General features: G+C 69.3%; 9 protein-coding genes and 1 pseudogene. 6 read left to right on the top strand and 4 right to left on the bottom strand.

Features of this window, described 5'->3' with window-relative positions; translation table 11 throughout:
- Positions 1-206: pseudogene (locus tag L5G28_RS15275) on the top strand (HNH endonuclease); the annotation flags it as partial.
- Positions 207-273: 67 nt separating this feature from the next.
- Here the strand turns inward: L5G28_RS15275 and L5G28_RS15270 are convergent.
- Positions 274-936: an ACT domain-containing protein gene (locus L5G28_RS15270; protein ID WP_237002242.1), complete on the bottom strand. Its 663-nt coding sequence runs from the start codon at positions 934-936 to the stop codon at positions 274-276.
- Positions 937-942: 6 nt separating this feature from the next.
- Positions 943-1,320: a YbjQ family protein gene (locus tag L5G28_RS15265; RefSeq protein ID WP_236998790.1), complete on the bottom strand. Its 378-nt coding sequence runs from the start codon at positions 1,318-1,320 to the stop codon at positions 943-945.
- 119 nt (positions 1,321-1,439) lie between these two features.
- Here L5G28_RS15265 and gatC point away from each other — a divergent pair, with 119 nt between their 5' ends.
- Both gatC and gatA read left to right on the top strand, forming a co-directional pair.
- A complete protein-coding gene (gene gatC, locus L5G28_RS15260; RefSeq protein ID WP_237002241.1) occupies positions 1,440-1,763 on the top strand; it encodes an Asp-tRNA(Asn)/Glu-tRNA(Gln) amidotransferase subunit GatC in 324 nt (107 codons plus the stop codon).
- Positions 1,764-3,263, top strand: a complete 1,500-nt coding sequence (gatA, locus tag L5G28_RS15255) for an Asp-tRNA(Asn)/Glu-tRNA(Gln) amidotransferase subunit GatA (RefSeq protein WP_237002240.1) — start codon at positions 1,764-1,766, stop codon at positions 3,261-3,263. It begins immediately after the preceding gene.
- Here gatA and L5G28_RS15250 read toward each other — a convergent pair.
- Both L5G28_RS15250 and L5G28_RS15245 read right to left on the bottom strand, forming a co-directional pair.
- Positions 3,233-4,429 carry an alpha/beta-hydrolase family protein gene (locus tag L5G28_RS15250; protein WP_237002239.1) on the bottom strand — a complete coding sequence of 399 codons (1,197 nt, stop codon included), beginning with the start codon at positions 4,427-4,429 and terminating at the stop codon, positions 3,233-3,235. The genes gatA and L5G28_RS15250 overlap by 31 nt on opposite strands.
- Positions 4,426-5,046, bottom strand: a complete 621-nt coding sequence (locus L5G28_RS15245) for a hypothetical protein (RefSeq protein ID WP_237002238.1) — start codon at positions 5,044-5,046, stop codon at positions 4,426-4,428. Before L5G28_RS15245 ends, L5G28_RS15250 begins: the two co-directional genes overlap by 4 nt.
- A 242-nt stretch (positions 5,047-5,288) precedes the next feature.
- On the opposite strand from L5G28_RS15245, the gene L5G28_RS15240 reads away from it, so the two are divergent.
- The 3 genes from L5G28_RS15240 (at position 5,289) to L5G28_RS15230 (ending at position 8,235) form a co-directional block, all read left to right on the top strand.
- Positions 5,289-6,482, top strand: a complete 1,194-nt coding sequence (locus L5G28_RS15240) for a sensor histidine kinase (protein ID WP_237002237.1) — start codon at positions 5,289-5,291, stop codon at positions 6,480-6,482.
- 10 nt (positions 6,483-6,492) lie between these two features.
- Entirely contained in the window at positions 6,493-7,134 is a 642-nt protein-coding gene (locus L5G28_RS15235) for a response regulator (RefSeq protein ID WP_237002236.1), read from the top strand.
- Between the two features lie 69 nt (positions 7,135-7,203).
- Complete coding sequence (locus L5G28_RS15230) at positions 7,204-8,235, top strand: 6-phosphofructokinase (RefSeq protein WP_236998783.1); 1,032 nt, start codon at positions 7,204-7,206, stop codon at positions 8,233-8,235.
- Positions 8,236-8,260 lie beyond the last annotated feature (25 nt).

Here is an 8,260-nt window from a genome sequence, read left to right as displayed (position 1 = left end):
GCGGAGATACCTCGCTGGGCAACGGGGTTCTGCTGTGTCGGATGCACCACGTGCTCATCCATCACAGTGAGTGGGAGGTGTTCATCGGCGACGATGGCCACCCGTGGTTCCAACCGCCGGCCGACCCGGCTCGACCGCACCGCCGACCGGCACCGTTGCGGTCGCACGGCAGACGGACCATGACGGTCCACCCGACCGCAGCGTGATCCCCCGCGCATACTCAGAAGACCTCAACCGCGCTCGGTCGGCCGCACGTCGACGAGTCACGCGACACTAGGTCGAGGGTGCGTCGACGACCGTCGAGATGATCCCGGTCAGGTAGCCGAGGCGGGCGACCTCCGACGGGCGGAACTCGGGGCCGCCGGTGCGGCCCAACAGCAGCGCTTTGGCGCCGTCGCCCATGGGGGCGGCCGCCAACGTCGTGTCCATGTCGCGCCAGACGTCCGGCATCCACTCGCTGTCGGACCCGAACCCGGCGGCAGCGTCGAGCGGAAGCCAGTCGGCCTGCTCCAACGGGGTCTCGGGCGCGCCCGAACTCGCGAACAGGGTGAGCACGTCGATACCGGGTTTCGCGACGACCATCGCCCACGACGCGCGGAGCACGCGCGGCGAATGGTCGACGAGCACTTGCAGCCGGTCGGGGCCGCCGGTGGCGACGACGTCGATCAATTCCAGTTCCTGATGGGTGTCGAGCACATCGGAGAACGGGCGCAACGATTCGACGCGCACGTCGTGCACGTTCTGCGCGGCGGTGATGAGGGTGTCGGGCAGCGACGTCGGAGGCAGTTCGACGACGATGTCGTCGATCGCGTAGCCGTCACCGCGTTCGATCACTTCGAGCGACCTGATGTCTGCGCCGACCGCACCCAGCTCGACGGCGAGCATGCCGAGACTGCCGGGTCGGTCGGACAGGCGCAGACGGAGTAGGAACGACACCGCCGACTACTGCTGCGGCGGGAGCGGCGCGACCGGCTGGCTCGGCACCGGCGGACCGCCCGCCAACGCACTCACCCCGACCGCGGTTCCGTACGCGCAGACCTCGACGCCACCGCCGCCCGCGTACTCGGTGGTCTCGAACCGGAACGCGAGAACGGCGTTCGCGCCGCGGCCCTGCGCCTCGGCGGCCAACCTGCTCAACGCCTCCTGGCGGCACTCGTGAAGAAGCGTAGTGATGCCGCGCAACTCGCCGCCCGCCAAAGATTTCAGACCAGCACCGATGTTCGACCCGATGTGGCGGGACCGGACCGTGAGGCCGAAGCACTCGCCGAAGACGTGCTCGATCCGGTAACCGGGAAGTTCGTTGGTGGTGACGATGATCATGCCCATCACGCTACGTCGCCCGCGCCGCCGAGGCCACCGCAGATCCGTCCGGGGCTCTCCCATATCCTGGACGGTGCCCATCCCAGGGTCCACCCCGCAGGCGAGAAAGGTACGTCGCGATGCCAACCGAATCGGAGTCCGCACCCTCACCGGCGATCAGCCGAGACGAGGTCGCGCACCTTGCCCGGCTGTCGCGTCTCGCGTTGACCGACGCTGAACTCGATCAGTATGCAGACCAGCTCGACTCGATCCTGACCCACGTCGCGCAGGTCGCCGAGGTGGCCGCCGACGACGTGCCGCCGACAGCTCACCCGGCCGACCTGCAGAATGTGCTGCGGCCCGATGTCGTCGTCCCCGGTCTCACACCGGAGCAGGCGCTGTCGGGTGCGCCCGCCGTCGAACAGGACCGTTTCGCCGTACCGCAGATCCTCGGGGAGGACTAAGTGACCGAGACCAGCACCCGCGCCGCCGGTGAGATCACCGGGCTCTCGGCAGCCGACCTGGGCGCGAAGATCGCGTCCCGCGAGCTGTCGTCAGTCGAGGTGACCCAGGCACACCTGGACCGGATCGCCGAGATCGACGACCAGCTCGGAGCGTTCCTGCACGTCGGGGCGACCGAAGCGCTCGACGCGGCCCGCGCCGCTGACGAGGCGATCGCGGCCGGGCAGGCGCCGAGCGGGTTGACCGGTGTGCCGATCGCACTCAAGGACGTCTTCACGACGACAGACGCGCCGACCACGTGTGGTTCCAAGATCCTCGAAGGGTGGGTGTCGCCGTACGACGCGACCCTGACCCGTCGGCTCCGTGAGGCCGGCCTCCCGATCCTCGGCAAGACCAACATGGACGAGTTCGCGATGGGCAGTTCCACCGAGAACTCGGCCTACCAGGTGACCCGCAACCCGTGGGACGTCGACCGGATCCCGGGCGGTTCCGGCGGTGGTAGCGCGGCCGCGCTCGCGTCGCACCAGGCTCCGCTCGCGATCGGCACCGACACCGGTGGCTCGATCCGCCAGCCCGCCGCGGTCACCGCGACCGTCGGAGTGAAGCCGACGTACGGCACCGTCTCGCGCTACGGACTCGTCGCGTGCGCGTCGTCGCTCGATCAGGGCGGCCCGTGCGGTCGCACCGTGCTCGACACCGCGCTCCTGCACGAAGTGATCGCCGGACACGATCCGCGCGATTCGACGTCGATCGACGCGCCGATACCCGACGTCGTCGCGGCGGCCCGCGAAGGCGCGAACCGCGACCTGACGGGAGTCCGGGTCGGCGTCGTCAAACAGCTGCAGGGCGACGGCTATCAGGCGGGCGTCCTCGAATCGTTCCAGCAGGCGTGTGCGACGCTCACCTCGTTGGGCGCGACGATCGTCGAGGTCGACTGCCCGAGCTTCTCGTACGCGCTCGGCGCGTACTACCTGATCCTGCCGTCCGAGGTGTCGAGCAACCTCGCGCGCTTCGACGCGATGCGGTACGGCATGCGTGTCGGCGACGACGGCACGCACAGCGCCGACGAGGTCATGGCGCTCACCCGCGCCGCCGGATTCGGTCCGGAAGTCAAGCGCCGCATCATGATCGGCACTTACGCCTTGAGTTCGGGCTACTACGACGCCTACTACGGTCAGGCGCAGAAGGTGCGCACGCTGATCGCGCGGGACTTCCAGAAGGCGTACCAGGACGTGGACGTCCTGATCTCGCCGACCACGCCGACGACCGCGTTCAAACTGGGCGAGAAGGTCGACGACCCGCTGGCCATGTACCTGTTCGACCTGTGCACCCTGCCGGTGAATCTGGCTGGAACAGCCGCGATGTCGGTGCCGTCGGGCACCGCGAGCGACGGCGGTGCGGTGCTGCCCGTCGGTCTGCAGATCATGGCGCCCGCCCTCGCCGACGACCGGTTGTACCGGGTCGGCGCCGCCTACGAGGCGGCGCGCGGACCGGTTGCCTGACAGCCGCCGGGCATCTGCGTGACGGCGAGCCCCTGTTCGGCACCGTAGTGGTGCCCGCTGCCGACCGGTCCGTCCAACGAGACGGCCAGGTCGAGCGCAGTCCCGACGAACGACACGACGGGTGTCCACGGCGGCCGAGCGGACGGCGTCGTACCGATGGTGCGGGTGCCGCCCGCGTGGTGGGGCGCCCGCCACAGCAGGGACGCCTGGAAGTCGGCGACCGGGTCGGTGGCGTTCGCGATGCTGACTCGTCGGGCGCACTCCGGTAGCGATTCGACGCTGCCCGCGGGAGCCCCGGACAAGACAGTCCCGGCGACGTCGACGCCGGTGCGGTCGGCCCACGCGCGGGCGGCGTCCGCGCCGATGGCGCCCAGACTCTGTCCGTACAGGTACACGTGCGGAGGGTTCGGCAAGGTCGCCGACTGTTCGTCGAGTGCGCGCAGTACTGCGATCGCACTCGCGCCCGCGGTGTCGGGCGAGCGGAGGTACGCCTGCCAGGACGGAACGTTCGAGTACTGCATTGCCAGGAAGCGGACCGACCCGCCGAACCGGCTCACGAAACCGTCGACGGCGCTCGCGTCGATCCACCCGGAGCCGGTCGGCACGGCGACCACCACTGCCGTCTGATCGGGCCCGTCCGATGCGGCCCACGAGTCGACGAGTGCGCGAGCACGGTCGTCGAACGTGTCGTCGGACAGCATCGAGTACGTCAACCGCGGATCGTCGGGGATGTTCGGCGCGGCGGCGTTCGCCGTCGCGGCCGGTCCCGCGACGAGGGCGGTGAGGAGAGCTCCGATCGCCAACGCCCGCGCCGGAATCAGGACGACGGCGCCCGCGGCGAGCAGCGGAGCCCCCGCGACCGCCGCCGCCCACCCGAGCCCGGGACTCGGTGCGCCGAGGTCCTCGCACACCCGCGTCTGCCACCAGAGCGCCGCCACCAGGAGTCCACCCGTGACGACGGCCGTCCCGACCAGAAGTTCGCGGCTCGCCGTGCGCCCGCGGGTGAACATCGAGACGAGCGCGCCCACACCCATGCCGAGGAGCGCGAACACCGCGCCTGCGACGGCGAGAAGCAGTGCGGGGCGCGGCAACTGGCCAGGCGCCAACGCCAGGGCCCACCCGGCGACGCCGCCGACGACCACCGCGGGATGCACGCGGGCGATCATCGCCGCGTCCCGATCGCCTCGACGACGCGAAGTGTCGTCGTCGACATCATGTCGCCGGTCGACTCGGGCGTCGGCGTTCGCCAGTCCTGCCGCCACGAGTTGGCGGTGAGACCGCCGTCGGCGACGGCGGCTGCGACATCGCACAGCGGATTGGTGCACGAGTCGTGCATCGCGTCGACGAGCATCCCGTCGAGTGCGCGCCGTGCCCACTGTGCGACGGGCCTGCCGGTCTTTTCCCCGAAACGGAGCAGGTCGTAGCCGAAGTCGTGTGCGCGACATGCCGGTTCGAATCGTTCCGGCAGCGGAACCGGGGACGAGCACGAGCCGGTCGGGTTCACCGGCCGCGAGTCCTCCAGGACCGGGCGGTACCCCATCGTGGACTCGAACCCTGCGGGCAGGTGAGCCAGGGCGTCGGCCGGCGTCGATCCGACGAGGTCGGCGACAGCGCGGTCGACGTCGCTCACCACTGGGCCCACCCGAGGAGGGGATGCGGCGACCACTGCTGCGACGCCCGCCGCGCCGATGAAGAACAGCGCCAGAATGCTGGTCGCCAAGCCGAGGCATACACGCCGGACAGCACGCCGGACGGGACTTGCAGGAGTGGAGTTCACGGTCATGACATCACCGTCGCAACCTGCGGCGCCGACCCGAATCGCCCGCGAAAGTGATTGCGGCCCCGTACGTCTCGGTGACAGACGGGGCCGTTGTCACCCCGTGGTACGGGGCGGTATCGCTCCTGTGGGGGAGGCGCAGCCGCGTGCTCCGGCCTTACTGTCAAGGCGTGAAGAGACTGTTCGGTAAGAAGCGGGCCGGTAAGAGGCGGGCCGGTAAGAGGCGGGCCGGTAGGAGTTTGGACACCGTGCGACGCATCTCCTTCGACATGGTGCCCGACCCGACACTGCGTCGATACCTGGGCAGCGTGTGGAACTGGGTCGCAATGGTGGCGGCCGTGACCATGACGGCGGTCACCTGGCCGAACCTCGCGATGTCGAACCCGATGCCCGCGTACCTGCTGCCGCTGTTCGCAGTGGCCGCGTCCGTGCCGATGGCGTTGATCTTCGCCGGGCCGGTCGCAGTCCGGACCGGGTGGGCGATGGTGGTGATCACCGCTTCGGTCGCCAGCCTCGTCCCGCACCCGGACACCGACTTCCCGATGCCGATCCCGATGTTCCTCGTCCTGATCGCGATGACGGTGGCGGCGTTGATCACCCAGCCGTTGGTGAGGTTGCCGCTGGTCGCCGCGATCACCGCGGGCTCATTCGCGATCGGCGTCGGGCCGGGCGCGAAGCTCGGGTGGATCTTCGCGCTGGTAGTCGCGACGATCGGGGTCGCGTTCATCCGCTACCGGTTGTCCTCGCAGAAACAGATCGAAGAACAGGCGATCGAGACCGAGACCGCGCAGGCCAGGGAAGCAGTCCTCGCCGAGCGGACCCGGATCGCGCGGGAACTCCACGACGTCGTCGCCCATCGCATGTCCATGGTGGTCGTCATGTCCCAGACCGCGAAGTACCGACTCGCCGCAGCCGAGGAACCCGAGACCGTGGGGCCTGCGACGGAAGCCGAGTTCACGGCGATCGCCGACGCCGCCCGGCAGTCACTCGACGAAGTCCGGCAGCTTCTCGGTGTCCTGCGGCCCGCGGACTCGCCGTCGACTCGGCCGGTGCAGGGCGTCGGTGACCTGCCCGATCTCATCACTCAGGTCCGGGCGGCGGGCGTCACCGTCGAGTACGCCGACCGAGTGGCCGAGTGGGGCGAACCGGGTGCGGCGGGCGCCGCCGTCTACCGGATCGTGCAGGAGTCGCTCACCAACGCCGCCCGGCACGCACCCGGTTCGAGCATCGTCGTCCGCATGGTCGACGGTGACGGTGCCGCCGTCGTGTCGATCGTCAACGGTCCGCCTGCCGATCCGAATCACGTGTCGCAGCCGGGGGGCGGGCACGGTCTCATCGGAATGGCCGAACGTGCATCGGCCGTCGGCGGCGGACTGACGTCGCAGTCGACGGCCGACGGTGGGTTCGCGGTCACCGCGACGATTCCGTTGCGACGTCGATAAGGTGACTCGGGTGAGTGTGACCGTGGTGATCGCGGACGATCAAGCGATGGTGCGCGCCGGGTTCGCGGCGCTGCTCGGGGCAGCGGACGGTGTCTCCGTGCTCGGCGACGCCCAGGACGGGGTCGAAGCGGTCGACGTCTGCAAACGTCTACAGCCCGACGTCGTCCTGATGGACGTGCGGATGCCGCGCCGCGACGGGCTGTGGGCCGCGCAGCAGATCATCTCGAGTGGGTCGTCGACGCGTGTCCTCATGTTGACGACGTTCGACATCGACGACTACGTGTATTCGGCGTTGCGGATCGGTGCGTCGGGTTTCATGTTGAAGGACGCGCCCGCCGACGAACTGGTGCGCGCAGTCCGGGTGGTCGCCGCCGGTGACGCGCTCCTCGCGCCGTCGGTGACCAAACGGTTGATCGCCGATGTCACCTCACGCACGGTGAAGACCGCGTCGCCCGCGGTGAACGTATTGACGCCGCGCGAACGGGAAGTCCTGGAGACGATCGCGGACGGTAAGTCGAATGCTGAGATCGCTGCCGCGCTCTTCGTGTCCGAGCAAACCGTCAAGTCACACGTCAGCAATGTGCTGACCAAGTTGGGGCTTCGCGACCGGGCGCAGGCCGTCGTCTTCGCCTACGAGAACGGACTGAAGTAGCGTCACCGCGCTGCCGGGACGGTGTACTCGTGTTGTCATAGAGTCCGACGGACAGCGAGGGAGACGACTATGGCGAGATTCGGGATTCTGACGTCCGGCGGGGACTGCCCCGGCCTCAACGCGGTGATCCGCGGAACGGTCCTGCAGGGCGAGATGGTGCACGGTCAGGAGTTCGTCGGCTACCGGGGCGGTTTCCGTGGGCTGGTCTACGGCGACGTGATGCCTCTCGAACGCAGTGTCGTCCGCGGCATCTCACAGCAGGGCGGGACGATCCTGGGGACCAGCCGATTCGGTCCGTACACCGAACCGGACGGGACGCCGGACAACATCCTCGCGCACATGCGTCGCCTGGATGTCGACGCGGTGATCGCGATCGGCGGCGACGGCACGATGGCCGCGGCCAACCGGCTGCGCGAGGACGGGGTGCCGATCGTCGGCGTGCCCAAGACGATCGACAACGATCTCGTCGCCACCGATTACACGTTCGGTTTCAACACGGCCGTCGAGATCGCGACCGAGGCGGTCGACCGACTCCGCACCACCGGCAACTCTCATCAACGTTGCATGGTGTTGGAGGTGATGGGACGCCACGCAGGCTGGATCGCGATGTATGCGGGGACGGCGGGCGGCGCCCACGCCATCTTGATCCCCGAACAGTCGGAGAGCCTCGACCAGGTCTGCGAGTGGGTGGAGAGCGTCCGCGACCGCGGCCGCTCGCCGATGGTCGTCGTCGCCGAGGGGTTCACGCTGCCCGAGATGGGCGAGGCCTACTCGGACCGGGGACTCGACGGTTTCAATCGGCCCCGGCTGGGTGGGATCGGCGAGATCCTGGCACCGCTCATCGAGGAGCGGACGGGGATCGAGACGCGCGCGACCGTCCTCGGTCACATCCAGCGCGGCGGCGTCCCGTCCGCATGGGACCGTGTGCTCGGCACCAGGTTCGGCCAGGCCGTCAGCGATCTCGTCGCCGACGAGGCGTGGGGCCAGATGGTCGCGCTGCGCGGCATGGACATTGTCCGGGTCCCGTTCGCCGACGCTGTCGGCCACACCAAGACAGTCCCGCTCGACCACTACCGAGGTGCTCGCGCGATCTTCGGGTGATGTGGTCGTCCCACGGGTCGAGAAC

This window comes from Gordonia liuliyuniae (genome assembly GCF_021739025.1).
Taxonomy (GTDB): Bacteria; Actinomycetota; Actinomycetes; order Mycobacteriales; family Mycobacteriaceae; genus Gordonia; species Gordonia liuliyuniae.
Note: the sequence above shows the minus strand (reverse complement) of the source record. Positions and strands in the feature narration are given on the sequence as shown.

What these genes read in the sequence shown, in the direction of transcription:
- gatC (WP_237002241.1), top strand. Translation starts at nt 1,440, where the DNA reads ATGCCAACCGAATCGGAGTCCGCACCCTCACCGGCGATCAGCCGAGAC.
- L5G28_RS15250 (WP_237002239.1), bottom strand. Translation starts at nt 4,429, where the DNA reads ATGATCGCCCGCGTGCATCCCGCGGTGGTCGTCGGCGGCGTCGCCGGG.
- L5G28_RS15230 (WP_236998783.1), top strand. Translation starts at nt 7,204, where the DNA reads ATGGCGAGATTCGGGATTCTGACGTCCGGCGGGGACTGCCCCGGCCTC.
- L5G28_RS15265 (WP_236998790.1), bottom strand. Translation starts at nt 1,320, where the DNA reads ATGATCATCGTCACCACCAACGAACTTCCCGGTTACCGGATCGAGCAC.
- L5G28_RS15245 (WP_237002238.1), bottom strand. Translation starts at nt 5,046, where the DNA reads ATGACCGTGAACTCCACTCCTGCAAGTCCCGTCCGGCGTGCTGTCCGG.